The 24,170-nt window shown below is 65.8% G+C and carries 20 protein-coding genes and 1 rRNA gene; 8 read left to right on the top strand and 13 right to left on the bottom strand.

The features are described from left to right. Window positions 1-6 precede the first annotated feature (6 nt). Genes tssC through AC56LG_RS23000 form a run of 3 tightly spaced genes read right to left on the bottom strand, consistent with a single transcriptional unit; the run spans window position 7 to window position 2,646 of the window. Complete coding sequence (gene tssC / locus AC56LG_RS23010) at window positions 7-1,500, bottom strand: type VI secretion system contractile sheath large subunit (RefSeq protein WP_497168357.1); 1,494 nt, start codon at window positions 1,498-1,500, stop codon at window positions 7-9. Window positions 1,501-1,502: 2 nt separating this feature from the next. Next, entirely contained in the window at window positions 1,503-2,012 is a 510-nt protein-coding gene (gene tssB / locus AC56LG_RS23005; RefSeq protein WP_497168356.1) for a type VI secretion system contractile sheath small subunit, read from the bottom strand. 40 nt (window positions 2,013-2,052) lie between these two features. Next, window positions 2,053-2,646 carry a hypothetical protein gene (locus tag AC56LG_RS23000; protein WP_497168355.1) on the bottom strand — a complete coding sequence of 198 codons (594 nt, stop codon included), beginning with the start codon at window positions 2,644-2,646 and terminating at the stop codon, window positions 2,053-2,055. Between the two features lie 243 nt (window positions 2,647-2,889). On the opposite strand from AC56LG_RS23000, the gene tssK reads away from it, so the two are divergent. The 6 genes from tssK to AC56LG_RS22970 are packed head-to-tail and all read left to right on the top strand — an operon-like array spanning window position 2,890 to window position 10,913. Next, window positions 2,890-4,230, top strand: a complete 1,341-nt coding sequence (gene tssK, locus AC56LG_RS22995; protein WP_497168354.1) for a type VI secretion system baseplate subunit TssK — start codon at window positions 2,890-2,892, stop codon at window positions 4,228-4,230. Between the two features lie 25 nt (window positions 4,231-4,255). After that, window positions 4,256-5,023: a type IVB secretion system protein IcmH/DotU gene (gene icmH, locus AC56LG_RS22990; protein WP_497168353.1), complete on the top strand. Its 768-nt coding sequence runs from the start codon at window positions 4,256-4,258 to the stop codon at window positions 5,021-5,023. Then, window positions 5,023-8,013, top strand: a complete 2,991-nt coding sequence (locus AC56LG_RS22985) for a type VI secretion system Vgr family protein (RefSeq protein WP_497168352.1) — start codon at window positions 5,023-5,025, stop codon at window positions 8,011-8,013. Before icmH ends, AC56LG_RS22985 begins: the two co-directional genes overlap by 1 nt. Window position 8,014: 1 nt before the next feature. Beyond that, window positions 8,015-8,560, top strand: a complete 546-nt coding sequence (locus AC56LG_RS22980; protein WP_497168351.1) for a hypothetical protein — start codon at window positions 8,015-8,017, stop codon at window positions 8,558-8,560. Between the two features lie 14 nt (window positions 8,561-8,574). Further along, window positions 8,575-10,251, top strand: coding sequence for a LysM peptidoglycan-binding domain-containing protein (locus AC56LG_RS22975; protein ID WP_497168350.1), 1,677 nt, complete (start codon window positions 8,575-8,577; stop codon window positions 10,249-10,251). Window positions 10,252-10,295: 44 nt separating this feature from the next. Beyond that, window positions 10,296-10,913, top strand: coding sequence for a M949_RS01915 family surface polysaccharide biosynthesis protein (locus AC56LG_RS22970; protein WP_497168467.1), 618 nt, complete (start codon window positions 10,296-10,298; stop codon window positions 10,911-10,913). A 15-nt stretch (window positions 10,914-10,928) separates the two neighbouring features. On the opposite strand, the gene AC56LG_RS22965 is transcribed toward AC56LG_RS22970, so the two are convergent. From AC56LG_RS22965 to AC56LG_RS22925, 9 genes are all read right to left on the bottom strand, one after another. Further along, window positions 10,929-11,888 (bottom strand): glycoside hydrolase family 43 protein, encoded by a 960-nt coding sequence (locus AC56LG_RS22965; RefSeq protein WP_497168349.1) that lies wholly within the window; start codon window positions 11,886-11,888, stop codon window positions 10,929-10,931. 60 nt (window positions 11,889-11,948) lie between these two features. Next, window positions 11,949-14,711, bottom strand: a complete 2,763-nt coding sequence (locus tag AC56LG_RS22960) for a TonB-dependent receptor (protein WP_497168348.1) — start codon at window positions 14,709-14,711, stop codon at window positions 11,949-11,951. Between the two features lie 146 nt (window positions 14,712-14,857). Further along, window positions 14,858-16,012, bottom strand: coding sequence for an ABC transporter ATP-binding protein (locus tag AC56LG_RS22955; RefSeq protein WP_497168347.1), 1,155 nt, complete (start codon window positions 16,010-16,012; stop codon window positions 14,858-14,860). 19 nt (window positions 16,013-16,031) lie between these two features. Further along, the gene (locus tag AC56LG_RS22950) at window positions 16,032-16,865 is read right to left on the bottom strand and encodes a carbohydrate ABC transporter permease (RefSeq protein ID WP_497168346.1); all 834 of its coding nucleotides are present in this window, start codon (window positions 16,863-16,865) and stop codon (window positions 16,032-16,034) included. Beyond that, window positions 16,862-17,773, bottom strand: coding sequence for a carbohydrate ABC transporter permease (locus tag AC56LG_RS22945; protein WP_497168345.1), 912 nt, complete (start codon window positions 17,771-17,773; stop codon window positions 16,862-16,864). Before AC56LG_RS22945 ends, AC56LG_RS22950 begins: the two co-directional genes overlap by 4 nt. A 23-nt stretch (window positions 17,774-17,796) precedes the next feature. Beyond that, complete coding sequence (locus AC56LG_RS22940; RefSeq protein WP_497168344.1) at window positions 17,797-19,101, bottom strand: extracellular solute-binding protein; 1,305 nt, start codon at window positions 19,099-19,101, stop codon at window positions 17,797-17,799. Window positions 19,102-19,167: 66 nt separating this feature from the next. After that, complete coding sequence (locus AC56LG_RS22935; protein ID WP_497168343.1) at window positions 19,168-20,136, bottom strand: glycoside hydrolase family 43 protein; 969 nt, start codon at window positions 20,134-20,136, stop codon at window positions 19,168-19,170. A 123-nt stretch (window positions 20,137-20,259) separates the two neighbouring features. After that, the gene (locus AC56LG_RS22930) at window positions 20,260-21,207 is read right to left on the bottom strand and encodes a LysR substrate-binding domain-containing protein (RefSeq protein WP_497168342.1); all 948 of its coding nucleotides are present in this window, start codon (window positions 21,205-21,207) and stop codon (window positions 20,260-20,262) included. Between the two features lie 160 nt (window positions 21,208-21,367). Beyond that, complete coding sequence (locus AC56LG_RS22925) at window positions 21,368-21,583, bottom strand: hypothetical protein (protein WP_497168341.1); 216 nt, start codon at window positions 21,581-21,583, stop codon at window positions 21,368-21,370. A gap of 229 nt (window positions 21,584-21,812) precedes the next feature. On the opposite strand from AC56LG_RS22925, the gene AC56LG_RS22920 reads away from it, so the two are divergent. Then, window positions 21,813-23,204, top strand: coding sequence for an ethanolamine ammonia-lyase subunit EutB (locus AC56LG_RS22920; RefSeq protein ID WP_497168340.1), 1,392 nt, complete (start codon window positions 21,813-21,815; stop codon window positions 23,202-23,204). Between the two features lie 9 nt (window positions 23,205-23,213). Then, window positions 23,214-24,026, top strand: a complete 813-nt coding sequence (gene eutC / locus AC56LG_RS22915; RefSeq protein ID WP_497168339.1) for an ethanolamine ammonia-lyase subunit EutC — start codon at window positions 23,214-23,216, stop codon at window positions 24,024-24,026. A 58-nt stretch (window positions 24,027-24,084) separates the two neighbouring features. Here the strand turns inward: eutC and rrf are convergent. Beyond that, window positions 24,085-24,170 (bottom strand): 5S ribosomal RNA (rrf, locus tag AC56LG_RS22910); the annotation flags it as partial.

Genomic DNA, 24,170 nt, shown 5'->3' with positions numbered 1-24,170 from the left:
TTATGGTTACGATTTGGTCGATGGAAGCTCCGCGACCAGTCGGAGTGAGACGGAAAGTTCGTCGAGCTGGAAGTGCGGGCGCAGGAACGACACCGCGCGATACACTCCGGGGCGGCCGGGAACTTCCGATACCTGCACCGACGCTTCGCGCAGCGGGAACTGGGCCTTCTGTTCCTGACTGGCGTTGTCATCGAGCAAAACGTATTGGGACAGCCAACGATTGAGGAAATCCTCGACGTTGGAGGCGGCGGCAAAGCTGCCGATCTTGTCGCGCATCATCGCCTTCATGTAATGGGCGATGCGCGAGACGGCGAAGATGTACTGCAGCTGCGAGGACAGCACGCTGTTGGCATTGGCCGCATCCGACGAGTACTTGCGCGCCTTCTGGGTCGACTGGGCGCCGAAGAAGGCGGCGTAGTCGGTGTTCTTGCAATGCACCAGCGAGATGAAGCCGAGGTCCGACAGCTCTTTTTCGCGGCGGTCGGTGATGGCGATCTCGGTCGGGCACTTGAGCGCGACTTCGCCTTCGTCGGTCTTGAAGGTATGGGTCGGCAGGTCTTCGACCAGGCCGCCGCCCTCGACGCCGCGGATCGCCGCGCACCAGCCGTAGTTTTCGAAAGCGCCGGTCAGCTTGCTGGCGAAAGCGTAGGCGGCGTTGCACCACAGGTACTTGTGGTGGTCGGTGCCGTCGACGTCCTCGACATAATTGAAACCTTCGGTGGTGGCGCCGTCGGCCGGGTTGTACGGCAGGCGCCCCAGGAAGCGCGGCAGCGTCAGGCCGACGTAGCGGGCGTCATCCGATTCGCGGAACGATTTCCACTTGGCGTATTCGACCGTGTCGAACACCTTGGCCAGGTCGCGCGGTTTACCGAGGTCGCTGTAGCTCTCGAGGCCGAACAGTTCGGGCGAGGCGGCGCTGATGAAGGGCGCGTGCGCGGCGGCCGCCACGTGCGACATCTGCTCGACGAAATACATGTCTTCGGGCTGGCGCGTGATTTCGTAGTCGCCGATCAGGGCGCCGAAGGGCGCGCCGCCGAAGGTGCCGAATTCTTCTTCGTAGACCTTCTTGAACATCGTGCTCTGGTCGAATTCGAGCGCGCTCTGGAAGTCTTTCACGAGCTCCCTGCGGGTGGCGTTGAGCATCTTGATCTTGATGTTCTGGCCGGTGGCGCTGTTTTTCACCAGGTAGTTCAGGCCGGTCCAGCTGGACTCGATCTTCTGGAACTGCGGCGCGTGCATCACGGCCGAGAGCTGTTCCGAGATCATGGCGTCGAGCTCGGCCACGCGCGCGTCGATGGTGGCGGCCAGGTTGTCCGACACCACCACGGTGCCGTCCATGACCTGGTTCACCAGTTCGGAAATCAGGTCCTTGGCGCGGGCGTGCTCGGTGCTCGACTTGGCGACCTTGCTCTGCTCGACGATCTGGTCGAGCAGCGCGGCATCATGGGACACGGAAGGGTTGGCAACGTCGGCGCCGCCTGCGTTCATTTGAGCGGACATGGTCACTCTTTCCTGGCGTTGGTTTCCTGGCCCAGTTCGGCCAGCTTCTCGGTGCTGTTCAACACGTCGTTGAGCAGGTCTTCCAGCTTGTCGTTGCCGGCCAGCTTGTTGCGCAGGTCGGCCAGCTTGGTGCGCGCTTCGAGCAGCTTGCGCAGCGGTTCGACCTGCTGCACCACCGCCTCGGGACGGAAGTCGTCCATCGACCTGAACTTCAGGTCCACCGCGAAGCTGCTGGCGTCGCCGGCCAGCGTGTTGGGCACCTGGTAGGTGGCGCGCGGCTCGACACCCTTCATGACCTCGTCGAAATTGTCGCGGTCGACGCTGACGAACTTGCGTTCCTTCAGGCGCTTCTGCTCGACTTCCGAATTGCCGCCGAAGTCGCCGACCACACCCATGACGAACGGCAGTTCCTTGCTTTCGATCGCATCGCCGATTTCGACGTCATAGGTCATCTGCACCCGCGGTGCCCGCACCTTTTGCAGGCGCTTTTGTACGCTTTCCGATTTGGACATGAAGGTTCCTCTGGTTGGTGAAGTCTGGTACAAGCGAGATTTACTGGAGCGCCTGGAAAGGATTGGCGTTCGAGCTTTCCGTTTTCGCCGCACCCTGCTTGCGCGTAGTGCGCGCCGGCGCTTTCTCACGTTCGCGCTCGCGCTCGCGCGCCGCCACTGCGGGCGGCGGTACCAGCACCGTTTCGCCCAGGCTCTCGCGCAACAGCTTGGCCAGGTCCTGCGATTCGGTCCGGATCGAGCCCGACAGGTTGTTCTGGCGGCTCAGGTCGCCCAGCGCGCGGGTCGACAGGCGCAGGCCGCTGATCGCGACGATGCTGTTGGCGAGCTTGTCGTTGGGGTCGCGCACCAGCACCTCGAGCGCGGCCTGGATGGCGTCGCCGTACTGGCCGGCCTCGTAGCGCGTCTGGGCGATGTGGCTCCATGGCGTCTTGTCGGCCGGATAAATGGCGGCGCCCTGGCGCCACAGCGCGACGGCGCCTTCCTTGTTGCCGCCGGCGGCGGCCTGGCTGGCCTGCGCCAGCAAGTCCTGCAGCGGCGGTTTGGCCGGCACCGGCGGCGTGCTGGCGCAGGCCGCGAGCACGGCCGCCATGGTGGCGGCGCTGGCGATACGCGTCAGTTGGTGACTGATGGTCATGCTATACCTCAACGATGTAACTAAAAGTAATTGTGCAAAGTTTAACGTGGTGCTGTTTTTTTGAACGATATCAGAAAACAATAAATGGCAAAATTCAATTGAATGTCACACATTCTCACTTTCTGCTACGCCTGCACGATTGAAATAGCAGGCGAACCCGACTGGGGCTAGAATCTTGGTAGACCGTTAATTTAATGATCTGCATCAATACGCCAAAATCTACCTTGACTGGATGACGACAGGATGACGAGCAAAGTCTTATGGGGCGAAGGACTGTTTCTGCGTCCGCAGCATTTCCAGCAGCAGGACCAGTACCATGAGCAGCGCCTGCACCACAGCCTGCGCGCCGTCCACCCGTATGCCTGGGGCGTGCATGCCCTGCGCATCGATACCGATGCGCTGGCCAACAATGTGCTGCGCGTACTCGAACTGTCGCTGCGTTTCCAGGACGGCGAGCTGGTCGAGGCGCCGAACGCCGACGCCCTGCCACCCAGCATCGACCTCTCGACCCTGCTGCAGAACCAGCAGGGCGTGACCTTTTATGCCGCCCTGCCCGCCTTTAAACCGTTCGGCGGCAATTTCACGCCGCCGGGCGGGGGGCCCGACAGCGTGCGCTACGTGCAGGACAACCGCGACACGCCCGACCTGTACACGCAGGCGGCACAGGCCCAGCTCACTTACCTGAAGAAATCGGTGCGGCTGGTGTCCGAATTCGAGCCGCGCGACTCCTACACCAGCTTCCCGCTGCTGCGCCTGCGCCGCCTGGCCACCGGCGGCTTCGAGCTCGACCCGGACTTCGTGCCGCCCAGCCTGTCGGTGCATAGCGCGCCGCCGCTGGCGCAGCAGTTGCGGCGCCTGCTCGACGCGCTGCAAGCCAAGGTGAGCGCCTTGTATGGCCACCACCGCGAACCGAGCCGCAACGTGATCGAATACCGCTCGGGCGACATGTCCTCGTTCTGGCTGCTGCACACGGCCAGTTCCGCCTATGCTTCGCTGACCCACTACTTCCACCACCCCGCGCTGCATCCGGAGCGGCTGTTCGAGCAGTTGCTGGGGCTGGCCGGGGCGCTGATGACCTTCTCGCGCAACTGGACACTGGCCGACCTGCCGGCCTACCAGCACCACGAGCCGGGGCCGGGCTTTGCGAAACTGCACACGATCATCCGCGAGCTGATCGACACCGTGATCTCGTCCAAATACTTCGCCATCGCGCTGGCCGAGGAACGCCCGTCGTATTACATGGGCAAGCTCGACTCGGGCAAGATCGACGACAAGACCGCGTTCTACCTGGCGGCATCGGCGGCGATGCCGATGGTCGAACTGATCGATGCGGTGCCGCTGCGCTTCAAGGTCGGCGCGCCGGACGACGTCGACAAGTTCGTGCTGTCGGCGATGCCGGGCGTGCGCCTGCAGCATGCGCCGCAGGTGCCGGCCGCGATTCCGGTGCGTCCCGACACGGCCTACTTTTCGCTCGAGGCCAAGGGACAGCTGTACGAACGCATGCTCAAGGCGCAGTCGATCTCGATCTACGTCCCGATCGGCATGCACGAACTGCGGCTGGAACTGGTGGCCGTGACTTCCTGAACCGAATGGACCGAATGGACCCTAAATGACGACGATGACTGCTCCCTCCCTGATCGGCGCCGCCCCCATCCAGGCGAATGCCGCCACCGGCCCGCAAAGCCTGCTCGACCTGATGTACGACGGCTTCTACGCGCTGTTCATGCTCAAGAATGGCAACGCGCCGCAGAACGACGCCGATTTCGCCGCGCGCATGGTCCAGTTCCTCGACGAGTTCGGGCGCAACGCGAAGAAACAGGGCGCTTCCGCCGACGACATCGACGCCGCCAAATACGCCTTTTGCGCGGCGGTCGACGAAATCATCCTGCGCAGCAGCTTTTCGATCCGCGACAACTGGGCCAGGAAGCCGCTGCAGCTGGTGCTGTTCGGCGACCAGCTGGCCGGCGAGAATTTCTACAACCGCCTGGAAACCCTGCGCACGCGCGGCAGCGCCCACATCGAGGCGCTCGAAGTGTTCCACATGTGCCTGCTGCTGGGCTTCCAGGGCCGCTACATCCTCGAAGGCACGGAAAAGCTGAATTACTTCACCTCGCGCCTGGGCGACGAAATCGCGCACATGAAGGGCAAGCGCGGCGGCTTCGCGCCGCATGCCGAGCGGCCGGACAGCATTGTCCACAAACTGCGCAGCGACCTGCCGCTGTGGGTATTGGCGAGCATGTTTGCGCTGATCTGCGCGCTCGGCTACATCGCCCTGCGCACCTCGCTCGGCAGCAGCACCGAGGAACGCATGACGGCGTACAACGACGTCGTCAAGATGGCGCCGCGCGCCGCCAACCTCACCATCACCCTGCCCTGATGGAGCCGCTGCCGGCACTGGCGTCCCTCGGCCGCTTTGGCACCGGACTGGCGCAGCGCGCGCGCCTGGTCACGCTCGCCAGCGCCCAGGACGGCACCCTGCCGGAAGCGCTGATGGCCGAACGCCTGTACGGGCGCGAAGCGGTCAACGAAGCCTATCTGTTCGAGGTCGACGCGCTCAGCACCTCGACCGACATCGATCTCGACCTGTTCATCGGCGAAGAGCTGACCGTGACCCTGCTGCAGCCGGACGACAGCCGCCGCGCCTGGCACGGCATCTGCACGGCGGCCGAATGGCTGGGCGCCGACGGCGGCGTGGCGCGCTACCGCCTGCGCCTGGAACCGGCGCTGGCCCTGCTGCGCCTGCGCCGCGACAGCTATATTTTCCAGGACAAGCACGCGCTCGAGATCGCCGCCGAACTGTTCGCCGACTACCCGCAGCTGCGTTTCGAATTCGACGTGACGCAGGACCTGGCCCCACGACCGATCTGCACCCAGTACCGCGAGAGCGATTACGATTTTTTCGTGCGCCTGATGGCTTCCGAGGGCTTGTCCTGGCGTTTCGAACACGACCAGGCCGACGAAGGCGAAGACGGGCAGGCGCGCCACAAGTTGGTGATCTTCGACAGCCAGGCCGCCGCGCCCGCCACGCCGGGCAACGCCACGATCCGCTTTCACGGCGTGCGCGCCAGCGACGTCGATGACGCCATCGACCAGTTCGGTGCGCGGCGTCGGGTGGCGGCGAACGCGGTGTCGATCAGCAGCTGGGACCCGGCGCAGTTGCTGGCCCCGGCCGCCGAACAGCAATCCGCGCTCGATGCCGGCGAGTTGCCGCCGCTGCCGATCTACGACGGCAGCGGCGAACGCATCGCCAGCGATGCGGCCGAAACCCACAGCCGCCTGATGCTGCAGGCGCTCGAACTCGACAACAAGCTGTTCGAAGGCCAGGGCGCGGTGCGGCGCCTGGCGCCCGGTCACGCCTTCGACCTGGCCGGGCACGCGCGCTTTTCCAGTGGCGAAAACGCCTTCAAGGTGCTGTGGGTCGAGCACGAAGCACGCAACAACTTCGACGCCCGGATCGCCGCCGGCGCGGGCGGCGTCGAGCGTGGTACCTATCGCAACCGCTTCGCCTGCGTGCGCGAGACGGTCGCCATCGTGCCGCGCGCGAGCGCCCTGCCCCACGCCCACACGGCGCTCGGGCCGCAGACGGCGATCGTCGTCGGTGTGCCGGACGCCGTGGCGACGACCCGGCGCGACCACCAGGTGCGGGTGCAGTTCGCCTGGCAGCGCGGCGCCAACGCCAATCCGGGCGGCCTGGCACACGACCTCGACCCCGAAGGCAATGCGCCGGGCGACGACCGCTCGGGCACCTGGGTGCGCGTGGCAGAAGCGCTGGCCGGCCCCAACTGGGGCACGCAATTCACGCCGCGCATCGGCACCGAGGTGCTGGTCGACTTCATCGACAACGACGTCGACCGCCCGCTGGTCGTGGCCCAACTCTACACCGGCATCGATGCGCCGCCTTTCGCCGCCGGCGTCGATTCAAACGTGAACCATGGCGGCGCCATCTCCGGCATCCACACGCGCAGCTTCGACGGCGGCGGCTTCAACCAGTGGCAACTGGACGACACGCAGGGTCAACTGCGCATGCGCCTGGCCACCAGCAGCGCGGCGACACAGCTGAACCTGGGCTACCTGGTGGCGCAATCGCCCGGCTCGGCCCAGCGCGGCAACTACCGCGGCAGCGGCTTCGAACTGCGCACCGACGCCTGGGGCGTGGTGCGCGGCGGCGAAGGCGTGTTCCTGACCACCTGCCTGCGCGCCGGCCAGGGTGCGAGCGTTGCTTCGACCCAGATGGATACAGCCGAATCGGTCGCGTTGCTGAAAGCGGCGCAGGCGCTCGACAAGCGCTTGCTGGAAGCCGCAAAGGCGCAGCAGGCGCTGACCAGCCAGGCTTCGGTGCTGGCCCAGAAAGAGGCGCTGGCGCAGATCGATCCGCAAGACAAGGGCAAGTTCGCCGGCCCCCTCAATGGCCAGGACGCGTTCAAGGCCAAACCCGGCACGCGCGATCTCGACAGCGGCGCGCCGGTCGAACGGTTCGCCTCGCCCCTGGTGCTGATGGATGCGCAGGCCGGCATCAACTGGGCCACGCCGGCGTCGACCATCCTGTTCGCGGGCCAGCAGCTGCACTGGACCACGCAGTCGGACCTGCACATGACGGCTGCGCACACCGTGTCGTCGGTGGCCGCCAATGCCACCGCCCTGTACGCGCACGAGGGCGGCATCCAGGCCTTTGCCGGCAACGGGCCGGTGTCGCTGGGGGCGCATACCGACGCGCTGGAGATTTTGGCGGACAAGGAAGTCGTCGTGGTGTCGGTCAACGACAGCATCGAGGTCAAGGCGAAGCAGAAGATCGTGCTGCAGGCGGGGCAGTCGTCGATCACGCTGGAGGGCGGGAATATCACGTTTGCCTGTCCGGGGGAGTTTACGGTGAAGGGTGGGCAGCATGTGTTCGAGGGCGGAAGCAGCGCGGCCCCGCTGCTGGACGACCTGCCCGACGCTTTGCAGGCGGTACCGGCGGCGTTCATGGCCGATATGGGCCCGCACAGCCTGCGCTTTGCCTGGGCGGGGTCGGACGCACTTGCGGCACGCTCCGGACTGGCCGACCAGCCTTTCAAGATCATCGACAGCAGCGGCAAAACGCAGGCCGAGGGCGTGGTTCCGGAAAGCGGCCGGCTGCCGCGGATCGACCTGCCGCAAGCGGATGCGCTCACGCTGGTGATCGGCAAGGACGAATGGCTGCCCGTCGTGAGTACGCCCGACAGCCCGCCCGATAGCGCAGCCGCGCCCGATGAAGAAGAAGAAGCGCAAATCGCCGCGGTGGACGCCATCGACAAGCTGCCGTATCGGGTTGGCGAGGACGAAGCCGACTTCCTGAGTGCCGACACGATCGCGCTCCTGATGGATATTCCAACACAGCAAGAGGATTGACATGCCCTTTGTCAGATTATGTATCCGGATCCTGTTTCTCAGCCTGCTCAGCACGCCGCTATGGGCCGCCGAAAAGTTCCCGTTGAAGCAAGGGCTGCACGAATGGCCGGCGCTGGGTGGAAAACTGTTCCTGGTGGTGGGTACCTACCAGGACACCGTCAGCTACAGGCGCACCTATAACTTCTTTTTCAAGGAAGCGAAAGCCGAGGAATGGAACCAGGTGCCGGTACTGGGCAGCAAGGGCAACCAGCAATTCACCTGGCAAAGCGCCGTTGGTGGCGAGGTGACGATTGCCGATGGCACCATCGTGGCGCGCCAGGACGGTGCGGTGTATTTCGTCGTCGCCGACAAGCGCATCGGGCATAGCTACTACGATAAGGGGACGATTACGACCACCTGGTACAAGTTGACGGAGTCCGGCGACGACCAGCCCGACGCGCCGGCTTACCAGCTCAAGCCGGTGTTCAGCCGTGATTATCCGAACTCGAAGCGCACCGTGGAAGACATCCTGGCGCAGGAAGTCGTCCTGCAACCCAGGAAGCAATAAGCCGGCCGGTTCGTATGGAATACCTGAGCGCGAAGTACAACGCCGATCTCCTGACCGTCGATTATCTTGCCGGCGACGGCAGCCATTTGCTGCGCACCGGCGGCACCGCTGCGTGGCGCTTCAATAACCCAGGCAATTTGCGGCCCGGCCGGGGCGGGAAAATCCTGTACGGCGCCATCGGCATCGCGAAAACGAAAACCAACAACAGTTTCCTGATTTTCTCCAGCTACGAGGAAGGACGAAAACAGAAAAAATTGCTGCTGCGCCGGAAATATAACGGCCGCACCATTTACACGATGCTTGCCGGTATCGAAGACGACGACGGCAACCTGCACGACGGCTATGCACCGCAGAGCGACAACAACGATCCGGGCGCATATGCCGCCGCCATCGCCACGCATATCGGCAAACCGGTCGAGACCCGGCTGTCCGATCTGACGGACGCCGAGCTTGACAGCATGATGGATGCGATGGAAAAGAAGGAGGGATACCACGGCAAGCGCGATACGCGCCAGGAGCGCGTGGTGCCCAGCACTGCCATCACGCTGTCGGACGGGGCACGCCCCCAGGCCGACGTGCCGGCCCGGCTCAAGGTCGGCGACAAGGAAACCATCGCGCGCACGGACAAGGAAGGCAGGCTGCCTCCGGTTCCCCATGTTTCTTCCGGCAGCGTCCTGAGTGTATCGGTGCCCGACCTCGAGGGTCAGTGGAAGACAATCTACGAAGGCGTGCTCGGCGCGAAGTCGCAGGTATTGGCATTATTTAATACGCTCGATGTCTTCAGCGCCCCGACCGCGCCGCGCAAGCCGCCAGCGGCAGCGCGGAAACCGAAGCGCGTGCCGGTGCGCTACGTCGTCGAACTGGACGACACGCTCGGGAAAATCGCCGAGCGCTTCACGACGACGGTGGCCGAGATCAAGCGCGACAATCCACAGATCAAGGACGTTGCGAAGATTTACCCGGGTCAGGTCCTGTCGATCTACGGCCAGGGCGCTGCCGCTGCGCCGAGGAAAAAACCGCCGGCAGCACCTGCGCGCGCCCCAGCCAAGGCACGGCCCGCCGCCCCGCCCCCGGCAGCGCGTCCGGCCGCGCCTGCCCGCAGCAAGGAAGGAAGCGGCGCCCCGCTCGCCATCGTCGCGCCCGACCAGAAACTGGCCCCGTGGATGCTGGTCGCCGTGGCCGAGGCCAAGAAATGGGGCGGCAAGACCGAGGGCGATATCACCAAGACCAGCAATTATCACAAGCTGAACGGGACGACCTTCCTTCCCTCGCTGGTCGGAACGAGCAACGCCTGGTGCGCGTCGTTCGTCAATTACTGTTTGCGGACCGCCGCCACGCCCTACAAGACCTGGAAAAATTCGTTCCGGGCGCGCGCCGTCGCGCTCGATGCCAACTTTATCGAGATCGAGAAACCTGTTTTCGGCGCCGTCATGCTCGTTGGCACCCACCACGTCGCATTGGTCTATGCGAAGAGCGGCAGCGGCGTCGTTTCCCTCGGCGGCAATCAATCGGACCAGATCAATTTTTCGCCATTTTCGAAGAACCTGCGCTTTTTTGTTCCCCTTGCCTACCATCGCTTCGCCGAGCAGGAAATCGCACGCGGCGCGGTCTTGCCAACACATACAGCCGACGAATTGAATGCGGCGTTTGGCATCAACGTGAAAAAGAAGAAAGGCAATGCAACCCGATGAGTACCCGTGTTCAACAGATTTTCAATGTCGGTATCGCGGCCTGCATGCTGCTGAGCATGTCGGGATGCCAGGGCGCGACGGCCATCGGCAAACCGGCGCCCCTCGACGCGCGCCAGCTTGCCGCCGAGGCGATCGGCTTCGACGGCAAGCTGGTGGCGGCGTACCGCATCGGCGACGCCGGCGGCGAGCACATCCTGGTGCTCAGCCGCAAGGCCGGCGCCTCGCCTGCGCAACCGCGCTCCGGCCGCATCGAACGCATCGATCTCTTCGCCACCTACCACAAGCGTATCGGGACGAAACAATGGCAGCAGGAGTGGTCGATCCGCGATCTGACCGATTGCCCGGGCCTCGACGCCGACGCCGATTTCTTTGCAACGAGCGTCAGCTTCAGCGACGTGAACAAGGACGGCAAGGCCGAGGTGACCGTGCCCTACCGCCTCTTTTGCGGCGGCGGCGTCGATCCCTCCACCATCAAGATCATCCTGCGCGAGGGATCGACGAAGCTGGCGATCCGCGGCGAATCGCTGGTCCGCTATCCGGGCCAGGAACCTTTCGGTGGCGAGCACCAGTACGACAAGGCGCTGCTGGCGCCGGAACGCGCCGCCTACAAGCAGCACCTCGACGCGGTATGGAAGAAGGTTTCCGTCGATATTCGCAAGTAGTGCGCAGACGCCGGTTCAGGCCTTCGGCGCCGCCTGCCGCTCGCTGCTCGGCCCAGCCGTCACCGGACGCCCCTCTCGCCACTCCAGCCGGTCGATGCACATGCGCCGCGCGGTCTGCGCCACGTCCCAGGCGTGGTACACGATCCAGGTCTCGCTGCCGTCCGGCGAGGTGGTGAACGAATTGTGGCCGGGGCCGATGACCACGCCCGGACGGCTGCGCATGAGCAGCGCTTCGTGTCCGCCTTCCGGGAGGAAGTACGGGCCCAGCGGATGCTCGCCCACTACATAGCTCACGCCATAGTTCTCGCGCTCCCAGGCGCCGCCGCTGTAGAAACAGTAGACCTTCCCCTCGTGCACCTGCACGAAGGCGCCTTCCACCGTGTGCCAGTCGAAAACGCGCCCGTACATCGGACGCTCCTTGCGGAACACGTGCCAGTCCTGGTGCGGACGCACCACCACGCGCGGCTCGCCTGCCAGCGTGCGCATGTCGAGCAGGCGGTCGACCACGATGCCGGTGCCGACGCGGTGCTCGCCCTCGGCCTCGAGGAAGTCGACGCAGTAGAACAGGTACCACTGGCCATCCGTGTGCCGGTACGGATGGGCGTCGATCGAGAACGGTTGATCGGGCACCAGGATGCCGCCGCTGTCGGCGAAGGGGCCGGCGGGATCGTCGCTGACGGCCACGCGCAATTGCTGGTCGGTGCCTTCCGGCGCCGAGCCGGACGAGTAGTACATGTAGAAGCGGCCCTCGTGGAAGGCCACTTCGGGCGCCCAGTAGTGTTCGGCGCCGTTCGGCAGCAGCGCGTGGCCGAGCGGTTCCCAGTCGACCAGGTCGGTCGAGCGCAGCACCGGGATCTGGCGGCCGTCGGCGCCGCCCGGCGCGGTGCCGTAGGCGTAATAGGCGCCCTCGTGTTTCAGCACGAAGGGATCGGCCATGGTGTCCGGGTAGACCGGGTTCTGGTAGGTGCGCTGCATTGTCTCTCCTGAAAAACGAAAACCGCCCGCGCGTGCGGGCGGCCGGGTCAAGCACCTGCCTTACATTTTATAGCGCAGGCTCAGACCGTAGGTGCTCTGGTTGTAGCGGATATCGCGCGGCTGGTATGGTCCCAGCGCGCTTTCGAACCGCTCGCGCGTCAGGTTGATCCCGTCGAAGTGGATCGACAGCTGCGGCGTGATCTCGTAGCCGATCGACAGGTCGACGAAGGTCGCGGCCTTGACCACGCGGTCTTGCGCGAACGGCGGTTCCAGGATCTCTTCGACGAAGTCGCCGCGGCGGGTCGCCGCCAGGCGGCCGGTGATGCCATGGCCTTCGTAGAGCAGCGCCAGGTTGACGTTTTGCTTTGCCACGTTGATCAGCGCCGTGTCGGTATAGGTATCGCCGCCGAAGGTCGTCTTGCTCTGGTTCTTGCCGTCGATCCAGGTGTAATTGAACTGGGCGCCGAAATTGCTCCACGGGCCAGGCAGGAAGTCGAAGAACTTCTGGATGCTGAATTCGGCGCCTTTCAGCGAGCCCTTGCCCGAGTTCTGCGGACGGTTCACACGGTAGACCTGGCCGCCGATGCTTTCGTCCTGGGTGAAGTTCTGCAGGTAGCCGTCGATGTCGCGGTGGAACAGCGCCAGCTGGGCGTAGCCATTTTTCGGGAAGTAGTATTCCAGCGTGGCGTCGAGGTTGGTCGACTTGGTCGGCTCCAGGTTCGGATTGCCGGCGCCGCCGCTGCCGGGCGCATTGACGGTCGGAGGGACCAGCGACAGCGCCGGGTTCAGCATGCCGAACTCGGGACGGGTAATGGTCTTGCCGGCGCTGAAGTGCGATTGCCACTGTTCTGTCCAGCCAACCACCGCCGAGGCGCTCGGCAGGACGTTGGTTTCCGAGGTCGACAGGTCGACGTTCGTGACGACGTCGCCGATGCGGTTCTGGCCGCGCAGCTTGCGGTTGACGCGGATGACGCGCGCGCCGGCGTCGCCGCTGACGTCGACGCCGGCGATCTTCGTGCTCCAGCGGCCCGACAGGTAGAACGTTGCGCTGCGTTCGCGCTGGTCGAACAGGCGCGTCGGATCGTCCGGCACGCGGCCGCTCGGGGCGCCATAGGCATTGCGCACCTGGTCGGCGTTATCGATCAGGAAGTCGGCCGAGGGCGTGGCCCAGGGGCCGCCGAGGCGGTCCAGGCCCGGCACGATCTGCTCGAACGCGGGGCCGAACAGGCCGACCGGCGTCGGCCGCGTGCCGCTGAAGTCGGAATGGCCTTCGGCGCTGTGATAGCCCGCCTTGCGCGCCGACAGGCGCACGCCGGCCAGCAGCGTCGTGAACAGGCCGTCGCCGCCCAGGCGGTAGATGCCGTCCGAGCGCCACTGGAACTGGTTGCCGCTGTCCTCGCGCCAGTTCTGCACCAGGCCGCGCAGCACGAACTGGCTCGGGTCGCGCAAGGCATTCGGGCTGGTCGGCGTGCTGACCGACGAATAGCCGCCATGGCCGTCGCTGCCGTAGGCATACACGTGCGAGCTGGCGCCCGGGATCTGCTGGTCGACGATGATGGTGTCGTTGACGAACTTGGAGCGGGTGTAGCCCAGCTGCGAGTTGACGGTCAGCGGGCCGTTGACGTATTTCAGGCCGAGGCTGAGGTAATGGGTGGTGGTGCGCTCGTTCTGGCCCCAGGTACTGGTTGCAGTGTAAGGGTCGTAGTCGTAGGGGCCGACGTCGAACTTGGCGGCCGGCGCGTAGGCCGACAGGATCGGGCAGATCGCCCCCATCGGCGTGTTGCAGTGGTTGCCCTGGGGCGCCAGCACGACGTTGGTCAGGCGCGGCGCCCAGGTGACGATGTCGAGGATGTAGTTGACCGCGTTGCGTCCCTGGTAGCCCATGCCGACGTACTGGGCGGTCGCCTCGAGGTTGCGGTTGACCTTCCAGGCAAAGGCGCCGTGTACGCTCTGGCGTTCGCGTTCGCCGCTGTTGTAGATGCCGCCGATATTGGGCAGCTGGCCCAGCACCTCGCCGGGAGCGGTGGTGAACGGCGCCCTGTCGCCCAGGCGGGTCGCGGTGCCGTCGGGGCGTACCGCGAACACGTTGGTCGGGCGGTCGACCCACTGCACCGGGAACGACCAGTTCTCGCGGTTGACGTTGACGTCGAACAGCGCGCCCATTTCGCCCATGCCGGTGTTCCAGCGGTTGCTGACGGAGAAGCCGCCACCGGGGTTGTGCTTGTCCTTGGTGGCGCTGCTGCCGTTTGCCTTGTTGAGGCGGTCCTCGATATAGCCGCTGGCGGCAAAGCCTTTCGCATCGAAGGGCGAACGCAGGCGGATGTTCACCGCACCGGCCATGCCGCCCTCGAACTGGTTGGCGCTGGCCGACTTGTAGACTTCCATGCCGGCGATCGACTGCACGGGCATGTCCTGATAGGCCAGGCGGCGCCCGGCGGCGGTGAAGATCTCGTTGCCGTCGAAGGTGGTGGCGACGTCGGGCAAGCCGCGGATGATGACGGTGCTGGTCTGGCCGCGGTCGCGCTGGACCTGCACGCCGGCCACGCGCTGGAGGGCGTCGCCGGCCTGGCGGTCGGGGAATTTGCCGATGTCCTCGGCATTGATGGCGTCGACCACCTGCAGCGCATCGCGCTTGATCTGCTCGGCCGAACGCAGGGCCTGGCGTATGCCGGTGACCTGCACCACGGCGGGCGCCTGGGCGGCGTCGGCAGCGGTCGCTGTCGCTGTCGCTGCGTCGGTCGTGGTCTGGGCGAACGCCGGCGCCCCGTAGGCCGTCATCAGCATGATGGCGGCGCAGATCGGCTTGACTTTCAGTCGTGTCATGCATGTCTCCTGGGTTTTATATGAAGGTGGTCACCCGCCTGCCGGTCAATGCCGGCTTGGGCCGTTACACATATTAAGAGAGCAACAGATCCGTCACCAATAACGAAATGCGCAAGAGCTATCCGAAATCGTCATGGCATCGGGGATCACACTTGCGAGAGCGGCGTCGCCGTGCTCTCGACCCAACCCGGCGCGAATACCTGTCCCTCCGCGTCGAACAGGAAGGCGCGCGTGGCCGGGAACACCAGCTCGACCCGGCTGCCCGGACGCGGCGGCGCAGTATCGGCGTCGCATTTCACCGCCACCATCTCGCCGGCTTCGGCGCCCGCTTGGGCACCATCGACGTGGGCATACACCAGGGTCACGTCGCCCAGGTATTCGACCAGGGCGACGGTCGCGCCGATGGCGCCATCGTGGCCGCCGGCGCGGCCGATCTGCAGGTGTTCGGGCCGGATCCCGAGGGTGACGCGCGCACCGGCCTGGGCGCGCGCGACGTCGGCCGCCACTTGCACGCGCGCGCCGCCGGCCAGCTGCACGGCCGCACTGCGCCCCGCCGGCCCGGCCATCGTGGCTTCGAAAAAGTTCATGCGCGGCGAACCGAGGAAGCCGGCGACGAACTTGTTGGCCGGGCGTTCGTACAGGTCGAAGGGTGTGCCGACCTGCTCGATGCGCCCGCCATTCAGGACCACGATCCTCGTACCCAGGGTCATCGCCTCGACCTGGTCGTGGGTCACGTAGATCATGGTGCTTTTCAGTTCGCGGTGCAGGCGCGCCAGCTCGACGCGGGTCTGGCCGCGCAGGGCGGCGTCCAGGTTCGACAGGGGCTCGTCGAACAGGAAGACTTCGGGTTTACGCACGATGGCGCGCCCGATCGCCACGCGCTGGCGCTGGCCGCCGGACAGCGCCTTTGGTTTGCGGTCGAGCAGGTGCCCGATCTGCAGGATCCCGGCCGCGCGCTCGACGCGCTCGGCGATTTCCGCTTTCGGCACCTTGGCCAGCTTCAGCGCGAAACCCATGTTCTCGGCGACGCTCATGTGCGGATACAGCGCATAGCTCTGGAACACCATGGCGATGCCGCGCCGCGCCGGTTCGATCGTGTTGCTGACACGGCCGCCGATTTCGAGCGTGCCGTCGGTGATGTCTTCGAGGCCGGCGATGATGCGCAGCAGGGTCGACTTGCCGCAGCCCGAGGGGCCGACGAAGACCACGAATTCGCCGTCGGCGATGTCGAGGTCGATGCCCTTGAGGACGCTGTTGTTTTCGTACTGCTTCTTGATGCCGCGAAGGCTGACCGATGCCATGTATCTTGCTCCTGAATAGTTAGCCTTTAAGTCCGCTCGCGGCGAGGAAACCTTGCGTCACGCGGCGCTGGAACACCACGTAGGCCAGGCCCACCGGCAGCGCGCCGATCAGCGCCGCCGCCATCAGCTGGGCATAGCGCACGCCAAAGGCGTCGTAGGTTTGCGTGAGACCGAGCGGGATCGTCATCATGTCGTTCGAGGTGACGATGATGAAGGGCCAGAGGAAGTTGTTCCAGGCCCCGATGAAAGTCACGATCGCCATCGCCCACACGATGTTGCCCGACAAGGGCAGGTAGACGCTCCACAGCACCCGCAGCGGATTGGCGCCGTCCATCACCGCCGCTTCGCGGAAGTCGGCCGGGACCTGGTCGAAGAACTGCTTGAAGACGTAGATCACGACCGGCGACACCACCTGCGGCAGCACCAGCCCGGCGTAGCTGTTGATCATGCCGAGTTGGTGCATGGTGCGAAACAGCGGCACCAGCAAGGCCTCGAACGGCAGCAGGAAGGCGAGCATGGCGATGGCGAACAGCACGCCGCGCCCGCGAAAGCGCAGCTGCGAAAACGCATAGGCCGCGCCCAGGCTGATCGCCATCGTCACCACGGTCACCAGCAGCGACACCAGCGCACTGTTGAGCAGCCAGCGCGGCAGGTTGCCGGCGCTGAGCGTCTTGCGAAAGGCATCCAGGGTCCAGACCTGGGGCAGCCAGTGGAAGGTGGCCGACACGGTCTCGTGTTCCGGCCGCAGTGCGGTCGACACCGCCCACAGCAGCGGGAAGGCCCACAGGGCCGCCAGCAGCACGGCGCAGGAGATGGCGGCGATGCTCCACCAGAGTTGAGAACGATTCTTCATGCGGACCTCTTTGCCACCAGGCGCGCCAGCAAGGTCAGTGCAATGACGACGAACATGAAGGCCATCGCGACCGCGGCCGCGTAGCCGGCGTCGCTCTGGGTGAACGCGGTTTCGTACATGTAGTGCAGCGTGACGCGGCTGGTGTTATACGGGCCGCCGCTGGTGAGGATATAGGTCTGCCCGAACACCTTCAGGGAGGCGATCAGCTGCAGCAGCAGCGCGGTGCCGAACACCGGTTTCAGGGCCGGCCAGGTGATCGCGCGGAACAGCGTGAAGCCGCGCGCGCCGTCGAGCGCCGCCGCCTCGTACTGTTCGGCCGGGATGTTGCGCAGCCCGGCCAGCAGCATCAGCATGTTGAAGCCGACGGTCCACCATACGGTGCCGATGGCGACCACCGGCAGCGCCCAGTGCACGTCGGACAGCCAGGCCCGCTGGCCGCCGACCAGGTGGTTGATGACGCCCGACGACGGCTGCAGCATCCAGTCGGCGATCAGGGTCATGACGGAAATCGGCAGGACGTAGGGCAGGAAGAAGGCGCCCTGCAGCCAGGATTGCGCGCGCACGAAGCGGTGCACCAGCAGCGCCATCACCAGCCCGATGCCCGTCAGCGGGATCACGGTCAGCAAGGCGAAATAAAAGGTATTCCCGAGCGAAGCCCAGAACGACGGGTCCTGCACCAGGGTCGCGTAATTGGCCAGGCCGACAAAGGCGCTGGTGCGGGTCAGGCTGCTTTCGGTCAGGCTCAGGTACAGGGTTTGCAGCGCCGGCCCCAGGAAGAACAGCAAAAAGGCGAGCACGAAAGGCGCCAGCAGAAGGATGGCGGGCAAGCCTTCGGCACGCGCCGAACTACGCGCCGGCGCCGGCAGCGGTAATGCGGTGGGATTCAAGGTCGCGGTTCCTCTCGACATCGGCATCTCCTTCATTTGCACAGTCAGTAGCGTGGCGGGCGTTTGCGCAGCAGGCGCAAGGCTTCTTTTTCGAACATCCCGAGCGCCTCGGCCGGGGTCAGCTGGCCGGACAGCGCGCCCGGCATGAATTTCGACGCCATCGATTCGACCGGACCGGCGGCGCCCATGTACCAGCCGTCCGGGTCGTACACGACGTTCTGCGCCGCCGATGCATACCGGGCGTTGGGCATCAGCGCGCGCGCCGCGGCCGACTCGGCCACCGGACGGTAGGCCGGCACGTGGCCGCCCTCGGCCCAGCCCATCGAATGGCGGCTGACGTAGGCCATGAAGGCGAGCACGGCGCGCACCCGCTCGGGCGGCATCGGTTTGCCCTCGTTGGCCGGAATCGCGAACGCGTGCGAATCGGTCCAGACGCTGGCGTCCTGGTACAGGCGCGGCAGCGGCACGATGCCGTACTCGAAGCCGAGCGTGCCCCCTTTCGTGGCGCGCACCAGTTCCGGCACTTCCCATACGCCGTTGATCATGAAGCCGGCGCCGCCGCCCATGAACTGGCTGGTCGAGGCCGGGTAGTCGAGGCCGGCCGGCGCGTAGCCCTTGGTGAACCAGGTGCTGACCCTGGCCAGTTCCTCGACGCCGGCGCGGCCATAGGCGAACTGCCCATTCTCGATCAGCGGCGCCTTGCGCTGGGCCAGCAGCGACAGCCACAGGCGCCAGATCGCATACGAGCCCTGCCCCGATTCCATCGCCAGGCCGGCCTTGCCGGTGCGTGCGCGCACGCCCTTGAACGCGGCAGTGAGGGCCTCGTAGCCGACGATCGGTTTGAGCAGGTCGCTGCCATCAAGGAGGCCGGCCTGGCGCGCCAGGTGCTTGTTGTAGTACAGGACCAGCGGATGCAGGTCGAGCGGGATCGCGTAGTTGGCGCCGCCGTAGTGCGACTTTTCCCACTGGCGCGGAAAATAATCGCTGCCCTTCAGGCCGGACGCGGCCAGTTCGGGCGCGCCGATCGGCCGCAGCACGCCGCCGCCGGCCAGGTTGGGCAGGCGCGACAGGTGTACGGTGGCGATGTCGGGACCGGCCCCGACCACCGCAGAGGTAATCAGCTTGGTATAGAACGGTTCGCCCCATTTGAGCGTGGTGCTGACCACGCGCACGCCGGCCTGGCTGGCGTTGAATTCGTCGATCAGGGCGCGCATGCGGGCGCCGTCGCCGCCGCTCAGCAGCGTCCACAGCCGGAGTTCGATCGGCGTCTGCCTTAGCGTCTGCGCCCGCGCCGGCAGCACGCCCAGCGCACCGAGGGCCGAGGCTGCGACAAATCTTCTGCGTTGCACCACATTGTCTCCAACTCGTCTTGATCGGCAGGCCTGTTCCGGCCCGTCCCGTCACTATTATGGCGGTTACCGCACCAGGGTCGTGCCCTGTACCACCGGCTTGCCGTCCACCCACGCGAGGCGGTCGATATACAGGAAGCGCCGGTCGGCGCGCTTGCCGTCGGGTTTCAGCTCCCAGGCGTGGTAGGCGATGTAGTCCTGCCCGTTGGCCTGGAACACGGCCTGGTGGCCGGGCCCGAACAGCCTGGCCTCGGCGCTGGTTTTCAGGAAGGGCGCGTCGCCGGCCGGTTCGCACGGTCCCATCGGACCGGCGCAGCTGGCATAGCCGGCGGCATAGGTGCCGTCGCCGAAATCGTTGGCCGAGTACAGCAAGGTGTACTTGCCGTCGCGCTTGACCATGGTCGGCGCCTCGATCACCTTGCCTTCCCAGGTGCGGCCATTGGTCAGCAGGCGGCTCGGCTGGCCGGTCACCTGCAAACCGTCGGGCTGCAATTCCTGGGCAAAGATGTGGGTCGGCTGATTGCAGCAATTGCCGTCGCTCTTGAAGTAGAGGTAGAGGCGGCCGCCGTCGAGGAAAGGACTGGCGTCGATGGTGCCGCCGAGCTCGGCCTGGCAGACCAGCGGCTTCGTCGCATTGTCGACGAAGGGTCCAGCGGCCGCGCTCGATACGGCAGCGCCGACGCACTGGCGGTCGGAGGCGATGTCGTGCGCCGTGTAGTACAGCACGTAGCGCTCGCCCAGCTTGATGACCTCGGGCGCCCAGACGTGCGGCACTTCCTTGCGCACCCAGGGGGCGAGTGACGGCATGGCGTCCGGCAGCACGCGCCAGGCCTTCAGGTCGTTCGAGTGCAGCAGTTGCACGTGCTTGTCGTTGGCATTGGTCGCGTAGGCGTAGTAGCCGCCGTCGTCGGCCAGTACGAAGGGATCGGGGAAGTCGCCGATCGGATGGGCAGGCTGGTGCGCGCAGCTTGTGATCAACAAGGTCGTCGCGCACAAGGCGGACAGTCGGACAATGCCAGGCAGGTGGTGGTTCATGGACAGCGGTCTCCTTGGGCGCTCATTGATTGTGATCGGCGCATGGTTGCCTGAGATCATACTGACCGCAGCCCGTGCTTTCCAATAACCAAATTCGCCGGAGATATTCCAAATCCGTATTCATCAGGTGCGTGCCGGCGCCAGGCCGGCCGCTTCGCGCAGGGCCGCGAGCATCGCTTCGGCCGAGGGAGACAGGTGATGGCGCTTGCGCGTGACGATGCCGTAGACGTCGGTGCGCAGTCCGATGTCGAAGGGCAGCACGGCGAGGGTACCGGCGTCGAGTGCCGGTTGCACCAGTTCGCGCGCCAGGGCGACGATGCGGTCGCTGTCGACCAGCAGGCGCGGCACCAGCGGCAGAGAAACGGTTTCGATGATGTCGAACGGACGCTCCAGTCCCCTGGCGATGAACAGGGCCATCAACTGGTCGCGCACGCGCCCGCCCGCAGGCATGATCCAGGCGGCGCCGGCAAGGTCGTCGAGGGCAAGGTCGGCGCGTTGGCGCCAGGGATGGCCGGCGCGTACGATCAGGCTTTGCGGCTCGTCGGCGAGCGGTTCGAAATCGAGTTCGGCGGCGGCCGACGGGTCGGAGATGCGGCCGATCACGATGTCGAGCTCGCCGGCGCGCAGCTGCTCGACCATGGTGCGGCTGGTGTCGACCGCGACCGCGACCTGGGTGCGCGGGCTGCGCTCCTTGAGCAGCTTGATCGCCTGCGGCAGCAGCGAGGTCGCCGGCGTCAGCACGCTGCCGACCGAGACGCGCCCACCGAAGCCGGCCACGCCTTCCATGATTTCCTGGTGCGCCGCATCCATCTCGGCCAGCGCGGCGCCGGCGCGCCGGATCAGCACTTCGCCGTACCAGGTCGGCACCACCCCGCGCGGCAGGCGCTCGAACAGCGCGACACCGAGCGCGTGCTCCAGTTCCCCGATCAGCTTGGACGCGCCGGGCTGGGTCAGCCCCGCAGCCTCGGCGGCGTGCACGATCGAGGCATGGCGCCCGAGTTCAACCAGCAACACCAAATGGCGTGTCTTGAGGTGAAAGCGGATGAACCGGGTCGAGGAGGAATCGCGCATACCACATTGTGAAATTTCTATTAGTAAATCATAAAGCATGGCTGACGTATACGTCAAACAGGCGTTAAATCGGATGCGCTTTCGTATCACCATTCGGCAACGCTGGCGCACGCAAACAAGCCCGCCGAGGCGGGCCGTGGAGGAACCGGAAACGGGTCTCCTATTTGTAGGTGACGCCGATGTCGCCCTTGAAGATCGCCAGCGCGAGCTGGAAGTCGTCGACCACGCCGCCGGGCCGGCCGTTGACCAGCACGGCGATGGCGCGGCCGCCCTGTATCAGCTGCATTTCGGCGTGCGAGAGCGAACGGACGGCGCCGCCCTCTTCGCGGATCGCAACCTGGGTCGTGGCCAGGTCCTCGATGACGAGGGTTTTCATGAGAGTACTCCTCGATGGATTGCTGCGACGGGATGCGCCTTGTATGCGCTCGCCATCCGCGATGCATGAGACGTGCCATGCGGCCGCCCCCCGGACCCGCGCTGTGATCGTCGTCAGCGCACCAACTCCTCCGCGCTGACCGTTGGACTTCACCCAACTATGCGTGAACGGGGCATGAAAGTGTGGCAGGATCGGGACTGACGCCGACTTCGCGCGGAAGGAGAAAGCCATGAGCCGGATCACCCATCTTGTCGGCAGCCGCAGCTACAGCTTTGCCGACCTGCGCGACCTGCTGGCCAAGGCCTCGCCGGCGCGCTCGGGCGACCACCTGGCCGGCGTCGCGGCCGGCAGCGCCGAAGAACGCGTCGCGGCGCAGATGGCGCTGGCCGACCTGCCTTTGACGACCTTCCTGAACGAGGTCGTCGTGCCCTACGAGCTTGACGAGGTCACGCGCCTGATCGTCGACAGCCACGATGCGGCCGCCTTTACGCCGATCCGCCACCTCACCGTCGGCGGGTTGCGCGACTGGCTGCTGGGCGATGCGGCCGACGCGGCCATGCTGGCCCGGGTTGCCGCCGGCATCACGCCGGAGATGGCGGCCGCGGTGGCGAAGATCATGCGCATCCAGGACCTGGTGCTGGTCGCCCGCAAGTGCCGCGTCGTCACGCGCTTTCGCAGTACCATCGGCCTGCCGGGCACGCTGTCGACCCGCCTGCAGCCGAACCATCCGACCGACGATGCATCCGGCATCGCCGCCAGCCTGTTCGACGGCCTGATGTACGGCAGCGGCGACGCCGTCATCGGCATCAATCCGGCCACCGACAACGTGGCGCAGGTGGTCAAGCTCCTCCGGATGCTCGACGACGTCATCGAGCGCTACGCGATCCCGACCCAATCCTGCGTGCTGACCCATGTGACCAATACTTTGGCCGCGATCGAACGCGGCGCGCCGGTCGACCTCGTGTTCCAGTCGATTGCCGGCACCCAGGCGGCGAACGCCAGCTTCGGCATCGACCTCGCCCTGCTGCGGGAAGCGCGCGCGGCCGCCTTGTCGCTGAAACGCGGCACCCTGGGCGAAAACCTGATGTACTTCGAAACCGGCCAGGGCAGCGCCCTGTCGGCCAACGCCAATCACGGACTCGACCAGCAGACCTGCGAAGCGCGGGCCTACGCGGTGGCACGCGCCTTCGAGCCGCTGCTGGTCAATTCGGTGGTCGGCTTCATGGGGCCGGAATACCTGTACGACGGCAAGCAGATCATCCGCGCCGGACTGGAAGACCATTTCTGCGCCAAGCTGCTCGGCCTGCCGATGGGCGTGGACGTGTGCTACACGAACCACGCCGAAGCCGACCAGGACGACATGGATGTGCTGCTGACCATGCTCGGCGCCGCCGGCTGCAGTTTCGTGATGGGCGTTCCCGGCGCCGACGACATCATGCTGAACTACCAGACGACCTCGTTCCACGATGCCTTGTATGCGCGCCGCGTGCTCGGTCTGCGCCCGGCGCCGGAGTTCGAGGCCTGGCTGCGCGATATGGGCATTTTTACTGACGATGCGCAGTTTGCGCCAGGCCGCGCGATCCCTGCGCCCTTCGAGCGCGCGCTGCTGCACCTTTCCTGAGGAGGCGACATGACCGACATAGTCGACGCGGGCGCCGGGAGTCCCGACCCCTGGCAAGCCTTGCGCCGCTTTACGGCTGCCCGCATCGCGCTCGGGCATACCGGGGTGAGTCAACCGACCCATGCCCAGCTCGACTTCCAGCTGGCCCATGCGCGTGCGCGCGATGCCGTGCACCAGGAATTCGAGGTGGAGGGCGTGGCGCATTCGCTGGCGACGGCCTGGCCGGAATTGCCGCCGCCCCTGTTGCTGCACAGCGCGGCGGAGAATCGGAACATCTACCTGCAGCGGCCGGATCTCGGGCGCAGGCTGGACACGCCGTCGCGTGCACTGCTCACCTCCGGCCGCGCAGGCGACCCACACGACCTGGCGATCGTGGTCGCCGATGGATTGTCGGCGCTTGCGGTCACGCAGAATGCGCCGCCGCTGCTGGCAGCCTTGCGTGCGCGGCTGGCTACGCAGACGTGGACGCTGGCGCCGCTGACGATCGTGGCGCAAGGGCGGGTGGCGATAGGCGACGACATCGGCGCACTGCTGGGGGCGAAGCTTGTCGTTGTCCTGATCGGCGAACGGCCGGGTCTGAGTTCGCCCGACAGCATGGGCCTGTACATCACCTGGGCGCCGCGCGTCGGCCTGACCGACGAACGGCGCAACTGCATCTCGAACGTCAGGCCGGCCGGCCTGGACGCCGGGAACGCAGCGGACAAATTGCATTATCTGCTGACCGAGGCGCGCCAGCGGCAACTGACAGGTGTCGGATTGAAGGATGAGACGGGCAGCGCGCAGCGCTCAATGGGCGGCGATGGACGCCGGTTCCTGCTGTAAGCGCAGAGACGAAAAAAAACCCGCTCGGATCTCCGAGCGGGTTTTTCTCTTATAACTAGCCTGACGATAACCTACTTTCACACTGGTTGCAGCACTATCATCGGCGCAAAGTCGTTTCACGGTCCTGTTCGGGATGGGAAGGGG

Source organism: Telluria sp. ZB2R32 (genome assembly GCF_059685715.1).
The sequence above is the reverse complement of the archived record's forward strand: the minus strand, read 5'-3'. Positions and strand labels throughout refer to the sequence as shown.